This is a genomic window from Amycolatopsis sp. NPDC051371, from assembly GCF_040682155.1.
In the GTDB taxonomy this organism is placed as follows: Bacteria; Actinomycetota; Actinomycetes; order Mycobacteriales; family Pseudonocardiaceae; genus Amycolatopsis.
On sequence record NZ_JBFBAG010000003.1, the window covers coordinates 233,685 to 256,110 of the forward strand.

Sequence of the window (22,426 nt, forward strand, 5' to 3'; positions counted from 1 at the left end):
ACATCAACGAGAGGAAACTCATGACCGACAACACCCAGCCCGAGCCCTCCGGCGCAGCAAAGCTGTTCAGCGACTTCGCGCCCGCGCTGGTGCATTTCACCGACGATGTCCTTTTCGGCGAGTTGTGGAAGCGCACCGAGCTCACGCCCAAGGAACGCAGCCTGGTGACCGTCGCCGCGCTGACCACCAACGGCAACACCGAACAGCTGGTCTACCACCTCGGCCTGGCCAAGGACAACGGCAACACCGAGGCCGAGCTGATCGAAGCGATCACCCACCTGGCCTTCTACGCCGGCTGGCCCCAAGCCATGGCCGCCATGAGCGTTGCCAAGAAGGTCTTCCGGAGCGACGAACCGTGAACCCGGCTTACGACTTCACCGGGCAGGTCGCTTTCGTCACGGGCGCGAGCTCGGGGATGGGTCTGGCGACCGCGCGGGCCTTCGCCGAGGCCGGCGCGGCGGTGACACTGGCCGACGTCGACGCCGACGCACTGGCGGCCGCCGAGCGGGAACTCGCCGCAACCGGGCACCGGGTGCTGGCCGTGCACTGCGACGTGGCCGACGAAGACCAAGTCGCAGCCGCGGTGGCCACCACTGTCGAGCAGTTCGGCAGCCTCGACCTGGCCTACAACAACGCCGGCATCCAGTCGCCGATGACCGACGCCGCCGACGAGACCGCGGAGGTGTTCGACCGCATCAACGCCATCAATCTGCGCGGGATCTGGGCCAGCATGAAACACGAACTCGCCCAGATGCGGACCCAGGGTTCCGGCGCGATCGTGAACTGCTCGTCGCTGGGTGGGCTGGTCGGGCTGCCCGGCCGGGCCGCCTACCACGCGTCCAAACACGGCGTCCTCGGCCTGACCCGCAGCGCCGCCCTCGAATACGCCCCGCGCGGCATCCGCGTCAACGCCATCTGCCCCGGCACCATCGAAACCCCGATGGTCACCGCCATGATCGACTCCGGCGACCTCGACCGCGACGAAGCCGCCGCCAACCAGCCCATCGGGCGTCTCGGCACCGCGCAGGAGATGGCCGCGGCCGTGCTGTGGCTGTGCAGCCCCGGCGCCGGCTTCATCGTCGGCGTCGCCCTGCCCGTCGACGGCGGCTACACCGCCCGCTGAACCTCCAAATCACCACCACCGCCGGACACAGCAACAGAAGGAGCATGACCCATGCGTGGCGCAGTTATCCATGCCCCCGGCGACGTCCGCTTCGAGGAGCGCGCCGACCCGGCCATCCTGGCCCCGACCGACGCGGTCATCCGCCTGTCCGCGACCTGCGTGTGCGGGTCGGACCTGTGGGACTACCGCGGCATCAACCCCGTCACCGCACCCACGCCGATGGGGCACGAGTACGTCGGGATTGTCGAGGAGGTCGGCAGCGAGGTCACCACCATCCGGCCCGGCCAGTTCGTCATCGGCTCGTTCTTCGCCTCCGACAACACCTGCGAGATCTGCCGGGCGGGGTTCCAGACCTCCTGCGTGCACCGCGAGTTCGTCGGCGCTGGCGGCGCCCAAGCCGAGTACCTGCGGGTCCCGCTCGCCGACGGCACCCTCGTCGCCACCCCCGAGGTCCCCTCCGATGACCTCGTGCCGAGCCTGCTCGCCGCCTCCGACGTGCTCGGGACCGGCTGGTTCGGCGCCGTCGCCGCCGACGTGCAACCGGGCGCGACCGTGACGGTCGTCGGTGACGGCGCCGTCGGCCTGCTCGCAGTACTGGCCGCCAAGGAGCTCGGGGCGGAGCGGATCATCGCGATGAGCCGGCACGAATCCCGCCAGAAGCTGGCCACCGAGTTCGGCGCCACCGACATCGTCACCGAACGTGGCGACGACGGCGTCGCCGCGGTGAAGGAGCTGACCGGCGGCCTGGGCGCGCACAGCGTGATCGAGGCTGTCGGTACCCAGGAATCGATGATGCAGGCCATCCGCTCGACGCGCCCCGGTGGCGCAGTCGGCTACGTCGGCGTCGCCCACGACGTCACCCTTCCAGGTGAGGAGCTGTTCTACTCCCACGTCCGGCTCCTCGGCGGCCCGGCACCGGTGCGGCGGTTCCTGCCCGACCTGATCGACCGCATCTGGCGCGGCGCCATCGACCCCGGCAAGGTCTTCGACCTCGAACTGCCGCTCGACCAGGTCGCCGAGGGCTACCGTGCCATGGACGAACGCCGCGCCGTCAAAACCCTCCTACGCCCCTGAGAACTGGAGAAAGCTGATGGAGCACATTCCCCTCAACGACACCGTCAAGACCCCGGCCGAGCGCTTCACCGGCGACGTCTACCTCACCATGATCAAGACGCCCGAGCCGCCCTCGCGGCTCGTCGCATCCATGGTCCGGTTCACCCCGGGGGCCCGCACCAATTGGCACTCCCACGCCGTCGGACAGACCTTGCACGTCACCGAAGGCGCCGGTCTTGTCGTCAACCGCGACGGCCAGGTCATCCACATGCGCGCCGGCGACACCGTGTGGACACCGCCCGGCGAGGAGCACTGGCACGGCGGCACGAACACCAACTGCATGAGTCACCTCGCTTTGCTGGAAGGCCCCGAAGAAGGCGGCGACGGCACCACGTGGCTCGAGCCCGTCACCGACCAGCAATACCAAGACGCCCACCAGCAGTAACGCAGGGAGCTGATCAACCCGTGCACACGCGAACCCTAGGCAGCGACCTGGAGGTCTCGGCCATCGGCCTCGGCGCCATGGGCATGTCCCAGAGCTACGGCCCCAACCCCGGCGACCGCGACGCGATGATCGCCGTGGTGCGCGGCGCAGTCGAGCGCGGCGTCACGTTCTTCGACACCGCCGAGGTCTACGGCCCCTACGTCAACGAAGAACTCGTCGGGGAAGCGATAGCCCCGCTGCGCGACCAGGTCGTGATCGCGACGAAATTCGGCTGGCACATCGAGGACGGCCGGTCAGTCGGGCTCGACAGCCGACCCGAGCAGATCAACCGGGTCGCCGACGCCTCACTGCGCCGCCTGCAAACGGACACCCTCGACCTGTTCTATCAGCACCGCGTCGACCCGGACGTCCCGATCGAGGAAGTCGCCGACGCCGTCGGCGAACTCGTCCAAGCCGGCAAAGTACGCCACTTCGGGCTCTCCGAAGCTGCCGCGGGCACCATCCGTCGCGCGCATGCCGTCCATCCCGTGACCGCCGTGCAAAGCGAATACTCACTCTGGACCCGCGACCCCGAACCAGAAGTTCTGCCAACCTGCGGCGAACTCGGCATCGGCTTCGTGCCGTTCAGTCCTCTCGGTAAAGGCTTTCTCACCGGCACCGTCACCCCCGCCACCCAGTTCGACTCCAGCGACGTCCGCGCGAGCATTCCCCGCTTCACCGCGGACAACCGCAGCGCCAACCAGGCCCTGGTCGAGTACGTCACCCGCCTGGCCCGCGCCAAGGACGCCGCGCCCGGCCAGATCGCCCTCGCCTGGCTGCTCGCCCAGCACCCCTGGATCGTGCCCATCCCCGGCACCCGCCGCATCGAACGGGTCGAGGAGAACGCCGCCGCCACCCAAATACCGCTCTCCGCCGACGAACTCGCCGACCTCAACGACCTCGCCGCGCGGATCGGAGTCCAAGGCGACCGCTACAACGAACACCACATGTCACTTGTCGGCCACTGACCGGCACACAGCTGGCGCCAAATTGTGATCGCGGGCGCGCTGCTGCACTTCGGCGTCGTCCTCGTGGCACGGAACACTCGGAACACCTCACACCGAGAAAACCACCCTCCGGCGAGGAGGGCCGGCGTGCCGGACCGCGGTCGCCTCGGCGCAAGATCGAACCGTTGACAAGACTGCCGGCTACTCCGCCGAGCCCAGCAGCCGCCGGGCTTGCTCCACGACCGGCCGGTCGATCATCGCTCCGTCCAGCGAGACTGCGGCTCCCCCAGCCCGTTTGTCCGCCTCGACGACACGCCGCGCCCAGGCGATCTCTTCGGAACGCGGGCGCATCGCGGCGCCGACGACCGGTAGCTGGGCCGGATGGATACAGAGTTTGCCGCCGAAGCCCCACTCTTTCGCGCGGCGAGCCTCCCGCGCCGCGACCGCGGTATCGGTGATCGACGGAGTGACACCGTCTATCGGTGCGGGAAGTCCACTCGCAACAGACCACCGCACCAGGTCGCTGCGCGCGTGGTCCAGCGCCGCATCCGCGGTAACGCCGAGGTCCAAGGCCAGGTCGATGCTGCCGAACGCGAGTCTCGCAACGCCCTCGGCCGAACAGATTTCGCCAAGGCCGAGCAACCCCCGTGCCGTTTCGACCAGCGCGACCACCGGGCAGCCGGCGCGGCGCGCCGTTGTCGTCACGTCCTCGGCGCACTCCGTCTTCGGGAGCACGACAGCCGCCGGGCCGAGTTCGCGGCACAGAGCCATGTCGGCGTCGTGTTCAGGGCTTGTACGGGCGTTGATCCGTACCGCGACATCCGGCCCGAACGGCCAGTTCGCGCGTAGGTTCTCCCGCGCGCCGGCTTTGCTCGCCGCCGGGACGGCGTCCTCCAGATCCACGATCACGACGTCGGCGCCGGCGCCTGCCGCCTTCACGAATCGGTCAGGCCGGGTTGCCGGCACGAACAACCAGGTCACGGCGTCCAGCATCGGAGAACCTCCACGCCCGTCATCACACGATCACCGCCACGAACCGCCAGTCGAGGACGTCCCGGTCGTCCGCGGTGCGCACTCGAGACCGCAGGTCCGCGAGTTTCCCCGGTCCCGGCAACGCCCGCACACGCTCGATCGTGACCGAGCTGTGGAGCGTGTCCCCTTCCCGGACCGGCCCCAAGTGATCGCAGCCGTACCAGCCGGGGACGGTGACCAGCCGCGGAAACGCCCGCGTCACCTGCGCCAGTGCCACCGCGATCGTGTGGCCGCCATAAACCAGGCGTTCACCACCGGCGGCGCGAGCGTCGTGGTGCGCCGAGGCGATGTTCAGGGTAAGTCTCGCCAGCTCCGGCGCGCTGGTGACGACGTCGCCGCCGCCGATCTCGTACGTCTTCCCCGATTCCAGGGCGACTTCCGGTCCCGGGCGAGTCCCGGCCGCGAACCGGTCGAGCTTCCAGCCCCGCAGAGGTTCCGCCAGGATCGCCGGGGAGAGCCGAGCCGTGGTGTCCGCCATCGGATCGTTGTGGCCCGTCCGGACCGCGCCGTCGCGCAACGACACCATCGCACAGCGCTGAAAATCGAGCACCGGCCGGCCGTGCTGGTCGGTGGTGGTGATCCGCAGAGCCGCGAGCCCAGTCGGGTGGCGGCCTTCCCGCGGCTTGTTCTGCCGCAGCGCGACCACTTCGACGCTGGTCCGCAAAGTGTCGCCCAGTAGCGGCGACCGGCGCAGCACCAGGCCGCGGTAGAAGAGGTTCGCCTTGACGTGCTGGGTGGCCAGCGTCGACTGGCCGATGGCGATGTTCCACACGAGGGCTGGATGCGCCGGCGTGCCTTCGCCGGTCACTTCCTGCGCCAGGTGGTGATCGAGCGGCAGCAGCAGCCGGTCGCCGGTGATCGCCTGGTGGGCCGAGGCGAGCGCGTCGGTGAGGGTCACCGCCGGGGCCCAGTCGAAGACCTGGCCGACAGCGAGCTCCTCGAAGTACCGGCCTTCCACTGTGTACATGCTGGGTTCCTTGGCTGGTCAGGAATACAAACACGCGCTAGTACCGCCCTGCGGAGACGGAAGCAGAGCGCCGGGCTGATGGTCACACGCTGCGGACCGGCGTGTCCGCCGAGGCGGTGGACCGCGCGCCGTCCGGCTTTTCGAAGATGGAATAGCGCAGGCTGACGTTTTTGGTCTCCGGCACCAGCAGCACCCCCACCAGCCCGATGACGGCGATCATCGCCATCGCGTAGAAGGCGGGCGCGACCGGGCTGCCCGTGCCGCCGATGAGCGCGGTGGCGATCAGCGGCGTGGTCCCGCCGAAGAGCGCCACCGAGATGTTGTACGAGATGCCGTGGCTGCGGCAGCGAACCGCCGTGGGGAAGAGCTCCACCATGCCGACGAACAATGCGGACGCGTAGATGGAGATCCCGATGGCGAGCAGCACCTGGCCGCCGAAAGCCGCGGCGACGTTGCCTGCTCCAGCGAGCCGGAACGCCGGGTACGCCGTGAGGAACAACCACATCGCACCGCCGAGGTACATGCGCTTGCGACCGAACCGGTCACTCAGCCTGCCCATGACCGGCAACAGTGCTGCCAGCACGGCGATGGCGGCCGAGTTCGAAAGCAGGCCCTGCATCGGCGAAAGCCCACCCTCCCGGACGACGAAGGTGTACATGTACCCGGTCAGCAGGTAAGCGGCGATCGCCATTGGCGGCTGCAACAGGATGACCAGCAACATCGACTTCCGGGTGCCGAAGGAGGCACCCAAGGCGCGGACGACGGACTTCGATTCGCCCGCGTCAGCGGTTTGCTGGTACTCAGCCTTGGCTTCCTTGTACTCATCGGGGTCGTCCAGCGTCCGGCGCAGCACGTACCCGACGACCGCCACGGCACCGCCCAGCAGGAACGGGATGCGCCAGCCCCAGCTGTCGAAAGCGGCCGTGCTCATGACGGAACGGACGCCCAGGACGAAGACAGCGACCGCGGCGGCCGGCCAGTAGACGAACGACATGACAGTCGCCATCCACGAAGCACGCTTGCCGTCCGGAGCCGACTCCGCGATGTAGCTTTCGACACCCGTGGTCTCGCCACCGAGGGACAAGCCCTGCAGGAGCCGGCACACCACCAGCAGGATCGGGGCGGCGACACCGATGGTCTCGTAGGTGGGCAGCAGGCCGACGAGCATCGTGCCGCCGCCCATCAGGACCACCGTCCAGGTCAGCACTGCGAGCCGGCCGTGCTTGTCGCCGATGTACCCGAAGAGCACCCCGCCGAAGGGGCGGGCCACAAAGGACAAGGCGTAGACGGCGAAGGTACTCAGCAGCGCGGCGACCGAGTTGGTGCCGGGGAAGAAATGTGTGGCGAGCGTGGGGGCCACCAGCGCGTAGATCGAGTAGTCGAACTGCTCGCCGATGTTTCCGATGGCTCCGCCGAGCAGCTTCCGGCGATCGCTGGCGTGTTTCACGTGATCTCCTTTGATTCGACGCGTCTCAACGGTCGCGACCGGGCCTCGAAGCCCGGCTCGACGGTGCGGCGGGGCCAAGCGCCGCGCAGATTCTCCGGTCATCGTGCTTCCCGAAATCGGGATCATGCTTCTCGTGGCAGCACCCCAAGGATCCGGTCAGGTGCGGCTGGCCGGAAGCATCGTCGTCACCACTTTGACCGGACGGTCACTCCGGTTCTGCCAAGCGTGCCTGGTGCCCCGCTGCACCATCGTGTCGCCGGCACGCAGAAGAGTCTCGCCGTCTTCCATCACCGCCCAGATCTCTCCTTCGATCACCGTCATGACATCGATCGTCTCCGTCGTGTGCATGCCCGGGACAGCAGGTTCGGCGCCGCCCTGAGGACCGTAGATATCGGCCATCGACGCGGCATAGGCGGCAGCCGCCTCGGGCGAGATCGAGCTGTCCGGCGGGAAGATGGTGGTACGCACGACCAATCCCTCAGGCGGTGGGGAGAGCACGACTTCGTCCGTGGCCGTGGAGCGGGCGTCCACAGAAATCGGGAGAGCGTCGGCCCGCCACAGATCCATCACGAGCGTGCCGGTCGGCCTGCGGGTCCACGGCCGCGCGGGCCCGTCGCTGGTGATCACCGAACGGCCGTCAGTGGCCACGCCCGTCACCACCACCCGGGCGAGGGTCGGCTCGTCACTGTCACTCATGGCTTCGCTCCTGGGATTCGATCTGCTGAACCTGGCACCTCGCGCCAGGGGGCGGGTGGGCGTGCGAGCGCCCTACGACAACGACACGGCGAGATTCTCCGGGAGCCCGACCGACCGCGGCTCGGTGTAGGAATCGAGACCCTCCGGGCCGTTCTCTCGACCGATGCCGCTGTGCTTGAAACCACCGAACGGCGCCAGCAGGCCGATCGGGCTTCCGTTCAGCTCGACCACGCCGGTACGCAACCGGCCCGCGACGCGGAGCCCGTGCTCGAGGTCGCCGGTGAAGACAGCTCCGCTGAGGCCGTACTGCGAGTCGTTCGCAGTGGCGATCGCCTCTTGTTCGTCCTCGTAGGTCATCACGGACACGACCGGGCCGAAGATCTCTTCCTGCGCGATCGTCATGTCCGGAGTGACCCCGGCGAACACCGTCGGCTCGACGAACCAGCCCTGACCCGGGTCCCGCGGCCGGCCACCCCCGACGACGACCCTCGCCCCCTCGGCACGCCCCGCGGAGAGATACCCCTCCACCGTGTCTCGCTGGCGGGCGCTGAACAGCGGGCCGATCTCGGTGGCCTCGTCCTGCGGATCACCGACCGGCATGGAGGCGACAAGGGCTTCCATTCGCTCCAGCAGCTCCTGTTCACGCCGCGAAGACACGAGCAGCCTGGTCTTCAAGGTGCAAATCTGGCCGTTGTTGCGGAACGCTCCCATCCGCAGCGTCTCGACCGCCTGGCCCAGGTCGGCATCGTCGAGGAGGATGGCGGCGGACTTTCCGCCGAGCTCCAAGGTGACTCGCCGCATATCCTGCCCGCACAGCGCGGCGATGCGCCGTCCGGCGGCCGTCGAGCCGGTGAACGTCACCTTGTCGACGCCCGGGTGGGAGACGAGGTACTCGCTCGCCTCGCGTTCGGCCGGGACCACGTTGACCACCCCGTCGGGGAAGCCCGCCTTCTCGACGAGCTCAGCGAACAAGCAGCCGTCGAGGGACGTCTGCGGCGCGGGCTTGAGCACGACCGAGCATCCCGCGATGAGCGCAGGAACCACCTTCTGCGCGCTGATGCCGAGCGGCACGTTCCACGGCACGACAGCGGCAACCACACCCACTGGTTCGCGGGTGACCAGGGCATTGCCGGTCTCCGACCGGCGCACTTCGCGGAACTTGTAGTCGTGCGCGATATCGATGTAGGCGTCGATCACCCTGAGCGGGTTCGTCGCCTGGACGGCCCGCGACTGCGTGATCGGGCACCCCATCTCGTCGGTGATGAGGCGCGCGATCGTCTCCTGGTTGTCCGCCAGTAGCCGGCGCAGCTCACGTATCCGGTCCAGCCGCTCGGCAAGCGGCGTGTGCGGCCACGGACCGTCGTCGAAGGCGAGCCGCGCAGCCCGCACGGCCGCGTCGACGTCCGCCTTCGAAGCGGACGGGACCCGCGCGATCACCTTTTCGGTTGCCGGCGAGACGACCTCCAGTACCTCGCCGGTCCCGCTCACCCACCGGCCGCCGATGAACAGCCGGTCCGCCCGGTCTTGCCGCACCATTCGCTTCCCTTCGCAGCTTTCCGGCCACCAGCCGGATTTCCTCGTGTTGACAGCGATGCTGATGAGCCGGGTCTTCGCCGGCCGGTGCTCCGGGCCCCGCGGGTCACCAGGCGTAGTCCTCGGGAGCGGTCCGGTATCCGGGGAAAATGGCGTCGAGGCGGCCCAGGACCGACACGTCGAGCTGGACGTCGAGCGCGGCGACGGCGGAGTCGAGGTCTTCCTCGGCGCGTGGACCGATCACCGGGGACGTGATGCCCGGACGGGAAAGCAGCCATGCCAGCGCGACCCGGGCGGGCGCGACACCGATCTCCCCGCACATCGCCTCGTACTTCTCCAGCTGTCCACGATGAGCCTCGAGCTGCGCGGGCCGGTAGCGGGTGCCGGCGACGTCGCTGCCGAGGATTCCCGCGAGCATGCCCCGATGCAGGGGGGACCACGCCATGACGCCGATCCCGTAGGCCTCGGCGGCGGGGAGGACCTCCCGTTCGATGTCCCGGGTGGCCAGGTTGTAGATCGACTGCTCGCTCACGATGCCGAGCATGGATCGCGCGAGCGCGGCCTCCTGCGCTTGCGCGAGGTGCCAGCCGGCGAAGTTCGACGAACCGATGTAGAGGATCTTGCCCTGGGCGCGCAGGACGTCCATCGCTTCCCAGATTTCGTCCCAGGGAGTGCGCCGATCGATGTGGTGCATCTGGTAGATGTCGACGTAGTCGGTCTGGAGTCGTTCGAGGGAGGCGTCGCACGCGCGCCGGATGTGGAGTGCGGAGAGCCTGCCGTCGTTGGGCCAGCTGCTGATCGGTTCGTACACCTTTGTCCCGATCACCGTCCGCTCGCGCCGCCGGCCCCCTTTCGCGAACCAGCGGCCGATGATTCGCTCCGTCGCCGACTCGGTGGGTTCTCCGGGAAACTGGCCGTAGACGTCGGAAGTATCGAAGTGGTTGATGCCGAGATCGAGGGCGTGGTCCATGATCGCGTGCGACTCGGGCTCCGGAGTGTTGAAGCCGAAGTTAAGCGTGCCCAAACACAGCCGGCTCACCGTGAGCCCGCTCCGGCCCAGCTGGCAGTACTCCATCGGTCCTCACCCCGGTCTTCTGTCGTTGCCCCACCCGGTCCGCGCCGGCTCCGGGACTGCCCTCACCCGGAACACCGCCGGTCATGGCAACAGGCCCTTCACCGCTCCGGCGCCGTCCTTGATCCACCCCCGTTGCTGCATCAGGTTCCCGACGGCCGACAGCGTGTCCGTGTGCAGATCGGTGCCGAAGCTCTCCATGCCGGATTTCTGCAGCGTCGCGAGCGGGATGCCGCTCAGAACAGTGGCCGCCGCCTGCACCTTGTCCGTGTGTCCCTCGGCGTAGTCCAACGTCTTCTTCAGCGCCCGGGTCATCCGCGCCACGACATCGGCGTCGGTCCGCTCGGAGGTGAACACGTACGACGCGAGCCCAGGCACGGATTCCTGCGTCGTGTAGCCCGCCAACTGCCCGGTGCCGTCCGTGGTCAACGACGTGAGGAAGGGTTCGGGAACCCATACGGCGTCCACATTGCCCTTCTTGAGGGCGGCCGCCATGTCCGGGAAGGGTAGTTCGACGTAGTGCACGTCGCCGGGCGCGCCGCCTGCCTTTTTGACGGCTTCGCCCACGGTGAACTCGCCGAGCCCGCGGAGCGTGTTGATCGCCACCGTCTTCCCCTTGAGGTCGGCGGTCGTCCTGATCGCCGAGCCTTGGCGAGCGACCACGCCGTACAGCCCCTTCGCCGGCGGCACCCTGTCAGCGGACGCGTTCGACACGATCTTCACTGGGATTCCCTGGTCTCGCGCAGTCAGCAGGGTGATCGCGTTCGACGTGGCGAACATCGGGTTGCCCGACATCACTCCGGGGAGCACCGCGGCGCCACCCTGCACGACCTTCAGCTCCAGCTCGATGCCTTCGGCTTTGAAAAACCCCTGGTCGATGCCGACCTGGAAGGCACCGGCGGGCGCGACCGGCGCCAGCCCGAACACGACCTTCTCGAGGCCGTTGCTGCCGGTCGCTGCGCCTCCTCCCCCGCAGCCGGCCGAACCCAATGCAAGCGCCGCTGCCACCGCCGCGGCCATGAGTCTCTTCATGGTGGAAACCTTTCAGCGAAGGGGCGGCGTCGCACACCTGCCGGAGAGCTGCGCCCGGGCCAACATGGAAGCACTCCGTGACCAGCAACGCAAGAGTCTGGCATTTAATTTGTCAGATTATTGACAGGCAGGCACTACGTGCCGAGACTGGGTGCCATGTTGACAGTCGTACGTGGCGGATCCGGCGGCCGTTCCGAGGTCGCCACGGGAACATTCACCGGACAGGCCTGGCGTGACCTGCTGATGGCACCGAAGGACGGAGTGGCCGTCGGAAACGTCTTCTTCGAGCCGTGCTCACGAACCCATTGGCACTCGCACGTCGGAGGACAGCTCCTGATCATCGTCGCCGGCGAGGGATACGTCGGCGAAGAGGCTCAGACGGTCACCGTCCGGGCCGGCGACATGGTGTGGACCCCTCCCGGGGTGCGGCACTGGCACGGCGCCTCAAACGATCGCTACCTGCTTCACACGGCTGTGACCGTAGGCGACACGGCTTGGGAGCAGGCGGTCACCGAAGCCGAGTACGGCGGTGGCCACTGATCGCCATCCCCACGCTAGAAGCCGGCGGGCACGGCGTGGTGCTGCCTGCGAGCGGGTGACGGTTCCCGTGACCTCGTTCGCCCGCTTGCTCGTGGTGACGGCCGCCGTGCAGTTCATCGTGTTCGCCATCCGGCCTTTTCTTTCCTACGAGGCACTGGCACGGCACGCCGGCGTCGCCGAACTCGGTTTCATCGCTGCCTCGTTCTCGGCGCTGTCCCTGATCGCGGCACTGCCGATGGGCCGGGCCGTCGATCGCTGGGGCGAACTCCCGTTTGTCGTCGTCGGCACGGCGGTCATGGCGGTGGTACCGGTTGCCGTGGCCGCCGCCGACACGGTCGCGACACTCGTCGCGGCGAGCGCGGCGCTCGGGATCGGCCATCTGTGCGCCTCCATCGGCATTCAGACCCTCGTCGCCAAGAGCGCGACCACGGCTGTCCGGGAACGTCGGTTCGCGACCTACACCTTGGTCAACTCCGCGGCCCAGCTCATCGCCCCGGCCGCATGCGGCCTGCTCGTCGGCAATGTCACGGCCATGGAAGGAAGCGGCGAAGTCACCAACAGCGGCCGGGTGTACGCGACTGTGGTGGTCGTCGGTGTGATCGGCCTGGTCGCGGTAGCCAGCCTGCTCCGCCGCCCCGGGCCGCGTTCCCGGTCTCCGGTGACCAGGCGCACCCACTCCCCCGTGGGCGAGGTTCTGCGTGCCCGCAGCGTTCCGGTGGCGCTCCTCGCCAGCTTCACCACCCTCTCGGCCATTGACCTCCTGGCCGCCTACTTGCCCGCGTACGGCGCCGAGCACGGCATCTCGGTCCGGACCGTGAGCCTGCTGCTGGCGGCCCACGGCGTCGCGTCGATGCTGGGGCGGCTCGCCATGACCCGCCTGATCGCCGGGATCGGCCGCCGGCGCCTGCTGACGATCAGCATGCTCGTCCCGGCACTGGTGCTGGGCATGTTGCCGTTCGTGACCTGGGTGCCAGCTCTGTACGGGATCATGGCCGTGAGCGGCCTCGGTCTCGGCCTGTGCCAGCCGATCACCCTCGGCTGGGTCGCCGGCCAGGTGCCCCGGGAGATCCACGGCACCGCCATGAGCGTGCGGCTCGCCGGGAACCGGCTGGGGCAAACCGTCGTGCCGCTCATCGTCGGTGCCCTCGCCGGCCCGGCCGGCGTGGCCGCGGCATTCACGGGGCCGGCCGCTCTGCTGGCGGTCGGAGGCGTGCTCGTCCACCGTGCTCGCGGCGCCGGAGGCGACTGACCGACCTCAGCTCAGACACCACAGTTCGACCGCGGCCACAGCCCTGCATCGGTCCGCCGCGGCACAAGAGGGAAGGAACATCCATGAGTCAAGGACCCGGCAGATTGCCTTCCGGTGCGGTCGCGCCGAAAGCCGGCCCGGCCACGGATCCGTTGCCGAGCACCACCATGCGCAAGCTGGCGATCGCCAGCGGCGTCGGCACGACGATCGAGCTCGCCGACTTCGGACTGTTCGCGCTCGCCTCCGTACTGGTGTTCCCCCACGTCTTCTTCCCCGCGCTCGGGAGTGCGGCCGGCTTGACCGCGTCGCTGGCGACCTTTGGCGTCGCCTTCGTCGCGCGCCCCTTCGGCAGTGTCCTTTTCGGACATTATGGCGACCGGCTCGGCCGGAAGGGCACGCTGATCACGACCCTCGTCGTCATGGGGCTGTCGACGGTGCTCGTCGGTTGCCTTCCGTCCGCCTCCGAGATCGGGGTCGCCGCGCCGATCGTCCTGGTCGCCCTGCGGTTCGCGCAGGGCTTGGCCGTGGGTGGTGAATGGGCCGGTGCCGTGCTCACGACCTCGGAGCGCGCCCCGCGTGAACGCCGGGGGTTCTGGTCGATGTTCGCCTCGCTCGGCGGCGGGTTCGGCGCGATCATCAGCAGTGCCCTCGTCGTGGGCGGCAGCCTCGGGATGAGCCAGGAGAACTACCTGAGCTGGGGCTGGCGGCTCCCGTTCCTGGCGAGCATCGGCCTGCTGGCCGTCGGGCTCTGGGCGCGCTTGACCATTGACGAGACGCCCGTGTTCAAAGCGCACGTCAAGGCGCACGGCGTCACCCGGGTGCCGTTCGCCGAAGCCCTGCGCGCGCAGCCCCGCCAGATCGTGTTCGCCTCCGGAATGATGCTGATGATCTATTCGTCGTACTACCTCGGCATCACGTTCCTCACCAACTACGGCACGACCGAGCTCGGCGTCGCCCGGTCCACCACCTTGCTCGTCGCCCTCGTGGCCACGGTGTTCTACACCGTCGGCATCTTCCTCACCGGTGCCGTGGCCGATCGCTTCGGACGCCGCCGGCTGATGCTCGTCGCCGGGGGCTGCGCCGTCGTCTACCCGCTGGTCCTCTTCTCGATCGCCAGTTCCGGCACGCTCATGGGGCTGGGAGCCGCCATGTGCGGGACCATGTTCATCACCGGGTGTGCGACAGGCCCCCTCGGCGCGTTCCTGTCGGAGCTGTTCCCGACGCAGTACCGGTACAGCGCGACCGGCTTCTGCTACAACTTCGCCGGAATTCTGGGCGGCGCCGTCCCGCCGTTGTTCGCCGCGTCGATCAGTTCCACGTTCGGCCCTCCGGCCTACGGGGTGCTGGTCGCGGTCCTCAGCCTGCTGAGTGTGCTCTGTGTGCTCGGCTTGCGCGAGGCCGGCGATCGCGAGCTCGCCCACGTCGAGGCCTGACAGTCCTTGCGCCCGCAGTCTCCTCATCACCCGTCAACGCCGATGCGGAAGGAAAAGGAATGAAGGGCATCGTCTTTCCCGGACAGCGCTCACTCGAACTCGCGGAGTTCCCCGACCCCAGCCCCGGACCAGGCGAGGTCGTCATCCGGATGATGGCTTCCGGGATGTGCGGTAGTGACCTCCACCAGTACCGGTCCGAGAGCCCTCCACAATGCATCGCGGGGCACGAGCCCGCCGGCATCGTCCAGGAAGTGGGCGCCGGGGTGAATCCACGTCTGGCCCGCGTCGGCGACCGGGTGACCGTGCACCACTACGGGGGTTGCACAGTGTGTGATCAGTGCCGCTCCGGCTGGTACCAGCTGTGCCGCGAGGGAACCGTGCGGTACGGCGCCGATGCCCACGGTTCGCACGCGCCGTACATGACGGTGCCGGCCGTTACCCTTGTGCGCCTGCCCGAGTCGATGAGCTACGAAACCGGTGCGGCGCTGGGATGCGGTACCGGCACGGCGTGGGGTGCTCTCCGTCGGCTGGGCGATCTTGCCGGCTCGGACCTGCTTGTGTCCGGCCAAGGGCCGGTCGGCCTGTCGGCGACGATGATCGCTTCCACCCTCGGTGCCCGGGTGATCGCGGTCGACGTCCAGGATGGCCGCCTGCAGATGGCCCGCGACTTAGGCGCGGCCGAGGTGATCAACCCCCGTGAGGTTCCGGTCGAAGCAGCCGTGCGAGACGTGACCGGCGGCATCGGTGTTTCACACGTGCTGGAAACCTCGGGTGTCCCGCACGCGGCGACCGATGTGCTCGCCTGCCTCGCCACCTGGGGCCGTGCTTGCTTCGTCGGGCTCGGCGGAAGGCCGTTCGAGGTCGACGTGACGGCGCTGCTTCGCACGCAGGCCACGATCATGACTTCCTGGACGCTCTCGATCTCCGACCTGATCCGCTGCGTCGACTTCGCCGACCGCCATGACCTCCCGGTCGGCCGCCTGTTCACCGACCGCTGGCAGCTCGACCAGGCGGATGCGGCGTACGCCTCGTTCGATCAGCAGCGCAGCGGGAAAGGCGTGTTCCTCTTCTAGTCGCGCCGCCAAAGCAAGCGAGTGGTGGACGCCGCAAACGGCCTCCACCACTCGCTCCCCCTTGGACACCGGCCGGCGCAGCTGCCTCACGCCCGATTGAAGATCGTGCGTAGCCGCACGCCCCACTCCTTGACCACTTTGGGCGGCGTGTTCTCGTGGGAGAGAACACGCATGTGCGTTGTGTCGATCGTGCCGTCGAGTCCGCGGATCGGGCTGCCTGCGTCGCCGCTTCCGTTGAACACCCGCTGCCCCTCGGGCGACAGCAAGTAGTCCATGGCGACCTGGGCGTCAGCTTGGTGGGGAGACTTCTTGAGGATGCCGGCGATGAACGGGGAGGCCCAGCCGTCCTTGATGAGCACCGAGTCGATCGGCGCTCCCCGGCTCTCCAGATCGTGCACGACCGCCGGGCTGGCCGTGTAGGCGACGCCGATCTCCCCGGACGCCACAGCCTGTGCCATCGGGATCAGAGAGGGGTAGAACTTCGGATTCTGCTTGGCCAGTGCCGGAAGATAACCGGGACCGTTCTTGTCCTGGAGGTACTGCAGGTAGGAAGCGAGCACAGCGCTCATCGTGTCTCGTACGCCCAACCGGCCGTTGACCTCCGGCGCCAGCAGATCGTGCCAGGTCTCGAAGCCCTTGGGAAAGGCGTTCGTGTTCCAGAGAATCATGCTGAACGGTGAGTACGACACGATCGGCGCGAAGCCGTTGACTCCCCAGCCAGGGTACGTCTTGGCAGCAGCGCCGGTGACTGGCGCCAGATTTTTCTTGTTGCTCAGGAACCACGAGTCGCCGGACATGATGAAGATGTCCGCGCCGTCCGCACCGGTCGCGATTTCCGCGTCCACCTTGGGCACCAGATCCGAGGCGCCCCGGATGACCTCGAGAGTGATCCCGGGATGAGACGCATTGAACGCGCGCTCGAGCCGTTGGTTCTGCGACGGCGCCGCAACGCTGTAGACGCGGACCGTCCGGCCCCCGTCGCCGAAGAAGCCGGCGGCCGGGCCGCATGCGGTCAGCGTGGTGACCGAGATCGCGGCCACGACCATCGCGACGAACTTGCGCGCATGGCCCACGAAATTGCCTATCCGCGGTTCAGAAACGCTCGAGCGCACGGCTACCTCCGAACAGCAGGGCAACGAAGACTCCGATGGCGGTGATGACAGTCATCGCGATCGCGATCACCGCGACCTGCGGGTAGCCGCCGGCGTCGTACTGCTCGAACAAGACCACGGACATCACGTTGACCTTGGCCGAGCGGATCAGCAGCGAGACGCCGAACTCGTGGATCAGCAGCACGAACATGATGGCCGCCGACGAGGCCATACCGGCGCGTCCGAGCGGCAGCACGATGCGCAGGAACGTCCGCAGGGCGCCGGCGCCGCTGACGCGCGAAGACTCGACGGTGGTGCGGCCGAGCGCGACGAGGGTGGCCAGCTGGTAGCGCACCGCATACGGCACCATGATCGTGATGTAGGCGAGGATGAGCCCGGTCTTCGTGGCATAGAGACCCACCGACGGGCTGGAGTAGGCGAAGAGGAAGCCGAAACCGAGCAGCGCTCCGGGCATCGCCAGGGGAATGTTGGCGAAGAGGTCGAGTATCGCCGGCAGCGGGCGCCAGAGGCGGTCGCGGTTGTAGATGCCGAGCGCGATCAAGGTGCCGAGCGGGAGGACGACTGCGACGGCGATCACCGATGCGAACGTGCTGCTCATGATCGACTGCACGAACACCCGATCCTGGAACATCTCGGAGAAATTCTGCAGGGTCAGCGCACCGAACGAGACCGACCCGCTCCAGAACGGCGAGAGCGCGACGAAGACGAGTGCCACAAGTGGCGCCAGCGCCGACAATGCGGTGAAGACGAGCACGATGGACGCGGACCCGATACTGACCCATCGGCTGGTGCTGTGCGGCGATGCCGTGCTCACGGTTCCGACGAACCGGTTCTGGTTTCCGATCAGCCGGCGTTGCACCATGACCATCAAGAGCGCGAGAGCGATGAGCGGTGTGCCGAGCGCCGCGATGGTGGCATAGTCGATCGGGTACTGCGCGGAAAGCTCGAACATGCGCACCGTGAGCACGTCGAGCCCCTCTCGCCGCCCGAGGATCAGGGGGCCGGTGAACTGACCGAGCGCGAGCAGGAAGCAGACCGCCCCTGCGTAGACGAAAACCGGCCGCAGCAGAGGGAGCGTCACGGTCAGGAGGATCCGCAACGGCCCGGCGCCGTTGACGCGTGCGGCGAGAGCGTAGTCATTTCCGAGGTTCCGCAGGCCCGCGTAGACGAACAGGTAGACGAACGCGGCGAGGTTGATACCGGTGTAGACGATGATCCAGAACTGGCTGTAGACGTTGATCGGGCCGGAATCGCCACCGAAGAAGGGCGTGGCACGCAGGAGCGAGTTCACGTACCCGTTCTCGGGCGAGAAGAGAAAGACGAACCCGACCACATGAGCGACACCCGGGATGATCATCGGCAGGACCGGCATGAAGGCCAGGTACTTGCGCATCCGCGGCGACATCGCGTTCATGCACAAGGCCAGGACTGTGCCGACGAGCAAGGCGACGACCAGGGCCCCGATGCCGAGGAGGAGAGTTCTGACGAACATCCCCGCGACGTCGTCGAGTTCGAGCGCTCCGCGGATGCCGGCGGCACGGTCGGCGAAGGCGCGCTGTTGCAACGGGACGACCGGAAGCAGGATCACGCAGCCGACGAGGACGGTGAGGACCAGCCACGGTGCCTGGCGCCTGAGCCGGCGTGCGAACGCCGCGGGGGTCCAACCTGGCGCACGTGTGCTCGGTGCACCGACGGCGTGGTCCTCTGCGGTGTCACCGCTGCGGACGTCTGTGGTCACGACGGCACCCCCAGGGCGAGATCGGCGCGGCCGCGGCGATCCGCCCAGCCCGGAACGAGCCGGCCGTCATCCTTGGCGTAGCAGCGTGCCTTGCCGATCGTGAACCCGACGTCCACGGCCTCGCCCGGTCGTACGTCGGCCGATCCCGTGGACACCCGGGCGAACAGCCGGAGGTCGCCGATCTCGGCGACGCACTCGCTGGTCTCGACACCCGGGAGAAGTTCGACGACGCGTCCGCCACGGAGCCACGCCGTGGTCGCGTCCGCGTGGGCCCCAGACCCGTCGTCTGTTCCCGGACGCACCGACAAGTGTTCATCCCGCAACCTGACGGCGAAGGAGCCGCGGAGGCCGTCGCGCACCAGACCGGCAATGGGCTGGCCGGCAAGCACGGCGCCGGACGCCTCCGCTCGCAACTCGATCCGATTCCTGGCCCCGAGAAAGTCGGCTACGTACTCGCTCGCAGGAGCGCGGTACACGTCGAGGGGCTCGCCGATCTGCTCGACCCGGCCCGCGTTCATGACCGCGACCCGGGTGCCGAGGGCAATCGCTTCCTCCTGATCGTGCGTGACGTGGACAGCAGTGAAGCCCAGTTCGCGATGCAGAAGCCGCAGTTGCGCACGCAATTCGACGCGCAGGAGCGCATCGAGATTGCTGAGCGGCTCGTCGAGCAGCAGCAAAGCCGGTCGCGGAGCCAGCGCACGCGCGAGCGAGACACGCTGTTGCTGCCCCCCGCTGAGCTCAGGCGGATACCGGTCCGCGAGGTGGCGGCACTGCACGATGTCGAGGACCTCCTCGACCCTCCCATCGTCGAGGGCTGCGGTATGGCCTCGAGAACGGAGTGGGTAGGCGACGTTCTTGCGGACCTTCATGTGGGGCCACAGGGCGTAGTTCTGGAAAACCATGCCCACGTCGCGTCGATTCGGCTGAACGAACACGCCGCGCGCCGCGTCGACCACGCAGGCGCCGCCCAGCTCGATCCGACCCGCGTTCGGCCGTTCGAGGCCGACGAGGCAGCGCAGCAGGGTGGTCTTCCCGCAGCCGCTCGGGCCGAGGAGAACGAGCAGTTCGCCGTCAGCGACTTCGAGATCGACGTCGCGGAGGACATGCACCTCGTTGCCGCGGCGCCCGAACGACTTGGTCAGTCCCGCCACCGACACCAACGCTCGTTGCGATGTCTGTGTGTCGTTTTCTCGCATCGCCTCGACGAGGGCATCTGTCATGGGTCTTCCTCGTGTCCTCTAGTGATTGATGGTGACCGGATCGATGGTCAGCGGCTGCTCGCCGGCTCGTGCCGGCAGCGGGGATCCTGACGAGGTCTTCGTGCCGAAACGGAGACCGGCAGGGTTCGGTAGACCGCGGCGGAGGAATCGTTGCGAGGCGCGGAATCCGGCTGAGCCGGTGCCGATGCCCGGCCCTGTTCAGTCGCTGCTCGGCCGGGACGGCGCGGTGCCGCGTTTGGCTTCCTGGATCCGCCCGTAGATGTGCGCCCGGTGGGCGGCAAAGACCGGATCCGAACGCGTCTCGAGCTGGTTGCGGTCGTCGGGGAGGTCGATGGCGACATCCTCGAGGATCACGGTCGGCCGGTTGGAGAGGATGAGCACCCGTTGACCGAGGTACACCGCCTCGTCGATGTCGTGCGTCACGAACAGCACGGTGACGCCGAGGCGGCGCCACAGCTCGCGGACGAGGTCCTCGAGCTCGGCGCGGGTCTGCGCATCCACGGCGGCGAACGGCTCGTCCATGATGAGGATGTCCGGCTCGTAGGCCACCGCCCGCGCGATGGCGACTCGCTGCTGCATGCCGCCGGAAAGCTGCCACGGATACGCGTCGTGGCTGTCGGCCAGGCCGACGGCCGCCAGTGCCTCGTCAGTCAGTCGGGCCCGCTCGGCCCTGGGAACCTTTTTCTCTTTCAGCGGCAGGATCACATTCTGCCTGACGGTCATCCACGGGAACAGGCTGCGGGCGTACTCCTGGAACACCACCGCCATCCCCGCAGGCGGGGCGCTGACCTTCTCTCCCTCGAAGACCACCGTGCCCCCCGAGACCGGCAAGAGACCGGCGATACAGCGGAGCAGGGTTGTCTTGCCGGCTCCGGAGGGGCCGACGATGCAGACGAGTTCGCCGGCCTGAACCGTGAAATGAAGATCTCGGATCGCCTCGACCGAGCGCTCCCTGCTGCGGTAGGTCTTCTGGACGTGCTCGACGGCCAGGACTGGCCGGTCGCGGTTGAACTTCGTACGGTCCCGATCGCCCGCGGCATCGATGGACACGGGTGTGGTCGTCATGGATCAACCCTTCCGCTGAGTCTGCCGGATGCCGAGGTACCACGCGAGGACACGTCGCTCGACGAGCTTGAACAAGAACGCGAGCACGACGCCGATGATCCCGAGCAGGAGGATGCCCGTCCACATCTGTGGGACGGCGAAGGTGCGCTGGAACTGGATGGTCGTGAAGCCGAGCCCGTTGGTCGCCGCGAACATCTCACTGATGACCATCAGGATGATTCCGATCGACAGGGCCTGGCGTGCGCCGGCGACGATCTGCGGGGCGGCGGCGGGCAGGACGATCTTGGCGAGGCCGGTCCGCCGGCGCAGCCGGTAGATCCGGCCGGTGTCACGGAGAACCTCGTCGACGCTGCGGACGCCCTCCACCGTGTTGAGCAGGACCGGCCATGCGCAGCCGAAAGCGATCACGGCGATCTTCATCGTGTTGCCGATGCCGGCGAACAACATGATGACCGGGATGAGCACCGGCGGCGGCACCGCACGGAGAAACTCCAGGATGGGTTCGAGGATCTCGCGCAGCATCCGGAACGAACCGATCGCGGTACCGGCGGCGATTCCCCCGATCACCGCGATGCCGTAACCCACGGCCAGCCGCACCAGGCTGGGAACGACGTCGCTGGTGAGCCGGCCCTCGAACCATGTCGGCGCGAAGGAGCTGAGGATCTTCGACAGCGGCGGCCAGAAGACGTCCGTGCTGCTCTGCGTGACCGACCACCAGATGCCGACCAGGATGATGGGCAGCGCGACCGCCACCAGCACGCGCCGTGCGACAACGCGGATCATGTGAGCTCCCGCCGAATCGAGGGGTGCCACCGCAGCATCCTCGCCTGGGCGGCGCGGGCCACCGCGTTCATGCCGGCACCGAGCAGACCGGCGACGATGACCAAGGCGTACATGGTGGGGATCTGGCCCCCGGACTGAGCCAACCCGATCCGGTTGCCCAGCCCGGGTGTGCCGATGATGAGCTCACCGGTGATCTCGAGGACGAGGGCCACGGTGGCCGCGAGCCGGAATCCGGTCATGACATAGGGAAGTGCGGTCGGCCAGATGACCGTTCGGACCACGGTGAGCCGCCGCAGCCCGTAACAGCGGGCGGTCTGCTCGGCGACCGGGTCAACATCCTGGACGCCGGACAGAACCTGCACCAGCACCTGCCAGAACGACGCGTAGATGACCAGGATCAGCGTCGCGCGCAAGTCGGTTCCGAAGAGCAGCACGGCCAACGGGATCAACGCGACCGAAGGGATCGGGCGAAGGAACTCGATGGTCGACGCCGTGATCTCGCGCAGGACCGGCACACTCCCGATCAGCACACCGACCACGACACCGGCGACCATCGCGACGGCGAAGCCGATGCCCCAGCCTCGCAACGTGTCTCCGAGCGAATACCAGAAGTCCTGTGTGGACGCCAGCTCGCCCAACGCGGCGGCCATATCGCCGAACGGCGGGACGAACTGCCGGTCCACGACGCCCAGCCGGGGCAGCACGTCCAGCAGCAGCATGAATCCCCCGAGCCCGATCAAGGCACGGCACCACGGGGTCGCCCACCAGCTAGGCCTCGCGCGAGACGGCGGCCGCGCCGACGGCGTGCCGTCGGGTGTGTCAACAGT

General features: G+C 68.1%; 22 protein-coding genes. 9 read left to right on the forward strand and 13 right to left on the reverse strand.

Features of this window, described 5'->3' with window-relative positions; translation table 11 throughout:
• Positions 1 to 20 precede the first annotated feature (20 nt).
• From AB0M59_RS05675 to AB0M59_RS05695, 5 genes are read left to right on the forward strand one after another with little or no spacing between them, the layout of a single operon-like run.
• The gene (locus tag AB0M59_RS05675) at positions 21 to 359 is read left to right on the forward strand and encodes a carboxymuconolactone decarboxylase family protein (RefSeq protein ID WP_364609270.1); all 339 of its coding nucleotides are present in this window, start codon (positions 21 to 23) and stop codon (positions 357 to 359) included.
• The gene (locus AB0M59_RS05680) at positions 356 to 1,123 is read left to right on the forward strand and encodes a glucose 1-dehydrogenase (RefSeq protein ID WP_364609273.1); all 768 of its coding nucleotides are present in this window, start codon (positions 356 to 358) and stop codon (positions 1,121 to 1,123) included. Before AB0M59_RS05675 ends, AB0M59_RS05680 begins: the two co-directional genes overlap by 4 nt.
• 51 nt (positions 1,124 to 1,174) lie before the next feature.
• Positions 1,175 to 2,197, forward strand: a complete 1,023-nt coding sequence (locus AB0M59_RS05685; RefSeq protein ID WP_364609276.1) for a zinc-dependent alcohol dehydrogenase family protein — start codon at positions 1,175 to 1,177, stop codon at positions 2,195 to 2,197.
• Between the two features lie 16 nt (positions 2,198 to 2,213).
• Entirely contained in the window at positions 2,214 to 2,621 is a 408-nt protein-coding gene (locus AB0M59_RS05690) for a cupin domain-containing protein (protein WP_364609279.1), read from the forward strand.
• 20 nt (positions 2,622 to 2,641) lie between these two features.
• Complete coding sequence (locus AB0M59_RS05695; protein ID WP_364609282.1) at positions 2,642 to 3,628, forward strand: aldo/keto reductase; 987 nt, start codon at positions 2,642 to 2,644, stop codon at positions 3,626 to 3,628.
• 180 nt (positions 3,629 to 3,808) lie between these two features.
• Here AB0M59_RS05695 and AB0M59_RS05700 read toward each other — a convergent pair whose 3' ends face one another.
• The 7 genes from AB0M59_RS05700 to AB0M59_RS05730 all read right to left on the reverse strand — a co-directional run bounded on the left by AB0M59_RS05700 (position 3,809) and on the right by AB0M59_RS05730 (position 11,374).
• Positions 3,809 to 4,600, reverse strand: coding sequence for a CoA ester lyase (locus AB0M59_RS05700; RefSeq protein ID WP_364609285.1), 792 nt, complete (start codon positions 4,598 to 4,600; stop codon positions 3,809 to 3,811).
• A gap of 22 nt (positions 4,601 to 4,622) precedes the next feature.
• The gene (locus AB0M59_RS05705; protein ID WP_364609288.1) at positions 4,623 to 5,606 is read right to left on the reverse strand and encodes a MaoC family dehydratase; all 984 of its coding nucleotides are present in this window, start codon (positions 5,604 to 5,606) and stop codon (positions 4,623 to 4,625) included.
• 82 nt (positions 5,607 to 5,688) lie between these two features.
• On the reverse strand, positions 5,689 to 7,053 hold the full coding sequence (locus tag AB0M59_RS05710; protein ID WP_364609291.1) for an MFS transporter: 1,365 nt from the start codon (positions 7,051 to 7,053) through the stop codon (positions 5,689 to 5,691).
• Positions 7,054 to 7,209: 156 nt separating this feature from the next.
• Entirely contained in the window at positions 7,210 to 7,749 is a 540-nt protein-coding gene (locus AB0M59_RS05715; protein ID WP_364609294.1) for a cupin domain-containing protein, read from the reverse strand.
• Between the two features lie 72 nt (positions 7,750 to 7,821).
• Entirely contained in the window at positions 7,822 to 9,285 is a 1,464-nt protein-coding gene (locus tag AB0M59_RS05720; RefSeq protein WP_364609297.1) for an aldehyde dehydrogenase, read from the reverse strand.
• A gap of 103 nt (positions 9,286 to 9,388) precedes the next feature.
• Positions 9,389 to 10,357, reverse strand: coding sequence for an aldo/keto reductase (locus AB0M59_RS05725; RefSeq protein ID WP_364609300.1), 969 nt, complete (start codon positions 10,355 to 10,357; stop codon positions 9,389 to 9,391).
• Between the two features lie 81 nt (positions 10,358 to 10,438).
• Complete coding sequence (locus AB0M59_RS05730; RefSeq protein WP_364609303.1) at positions 10,439 to 11,374, reverse strand: ABC transporter substrate-binding protein; 936 nt, start codon at positions 11,372 to 11,374, stop codon at positions 10,439 to 10,441.
• Positions 11,375 to 11,524: 150 nt separating this feature from the next.
• On the opposite strand from AB0M59_RS05730, the gene AB0M59_RS05735 reads away from it, so the two are divergent.
• The 4 genes from AB0M59_RS05735 (at position 11,525) to AB0M59_RS05750 (ending at position 15,681) form a co-directional block, all read left to right on the forward strand.
• Complete coding sequence (locus AB0M59_RS05735; protein ID WP_364609306.1) at positions 11,525 to 11,926, forward strand: cupin domain-containing protein; 402 nt, start codon at positions 11,525 to 11,527, stop codon at positions 11,924 to 11,926.
• Between the two features lie 67 nt (positions 11,927 to 11,993).
• On the forward strand, positions 11,994 to 13,175 hold the full coding sequence (locus AB0M59_RS05740; RefSeq protein WP_364609309.1) for an MFS transporter: 1,182 nt from the start codon (positions 11,994 to 11,996) through the stop codon (positions 13,173 to 13,175).
• Between the two features lie 83 nt (positions 13,176 to 13,258).
• A complete protein-coding gene (locus AB0M59_RS05745; protein ID WP_364609312.1) occupies positions 13,259 to 14,608 on the forward strand; it encodes an MFS transporter in 1,350 nt (449 codons plus the stop codon).
• Between the two features lie 59 nt (positions 14,609 to 14,667).
• Positions 14,668 to 15,681, forward strand: coding sequence for a zinc-binding dehydrogenase (locus tag AB0M59_RS05750; RefSeq protein ID WP_364609315.1), 1,014 nt, complete (start codon positions 14,668 to 14,670; stop codon positions 15,679 to 15,681).
• A gap of 86 nt (positions 15,682 to 15,767) precedes the next feature.
• On the opposite strand, the gene AB0M59_RS05755 is transcribed toward AB0M59_RS05750, so the two are convergent.
• From AB0M59_RS05755 to AB0M59_RS05780, 6 genes are all read right to left on the reverse strand, one after another.
• Positions 15,768 to 16,793: an extracellular solute-binding protein gene (locus tag AB0M59_RS05755; RefSeq protein ID WP_364609319.1), complete on the reverse strand. Its 1,026-nt coding sequence runs from the start codon at positions 16,791 to 16,793 to the stop codon at positions 15,768 to 15,770.
• Positions 16,774 to 18,531, reverse strand: coding sequence for an ABC transporter permease subunit (locus AB0M59_RS05760; RefSeq protein WP_364609322.1), 1,758 nt, complete (start codon positions 18,529 to 18,531; stop codon positions 16,774 to 16,776). Before AB0M59_RS05760 ends, AB0M59_RS05755 begins: the two co-directional genes overlap by 20 nt.
• Entirely contained in the window at positions 18,528 to 19,751 is a 1,224-nt protein-coding gene (locus AB0M59_RS05765; protein WP_364609325.1) for an ABC transporter ATP-binding protein, read from the reverse strand. The genes AB0M59_RS05760 and AB0M59_RS05765 overlap by 4 nt, the downstream gene beginning before the upstream one ends.
• Positions 19,752 to 19,949: 198 nt before the next feature.
• A complete protein-coding gene (locus AB0M59_RS05770) occupies positions 19,950 to 20,816 on the reverse strand; it encodes an ABC transporter ATP-binding protein (protein ID WP_364609328.1) in 867 nt (288 codons plus the stop codon).
• Positions 20,817 to 20,819: 3 nt separating this feature from the next.
• Positions 20,820 to 21,599: an ABC transporter permease gene (locus AB0M59_RS05775; protein WP_364609331.1), complete on the reverse strand. Its 780-nt coding sequence runs from the start codon at positions 21,597 to 21,599 to the stop codon at positions 20,820 to 20,822.
• Complete coding sequence (locus AB0M59_RS05780; RefSeq protein WP_364609334.1) at positions 21,596 to 22,318, reverse strand: ABC transporter permease subunit; 723 nt, start codon at positions 22,316 to 22,318, stop codon at positions 21,596 to 21,598. Before AB0M59_RS05780 ends, AB0M59_RS05775 begins: the two co-directional genes overlap by 4 nt.
• Positions 22,319 to 22,426: the final 108 nt, after the last annotated feature.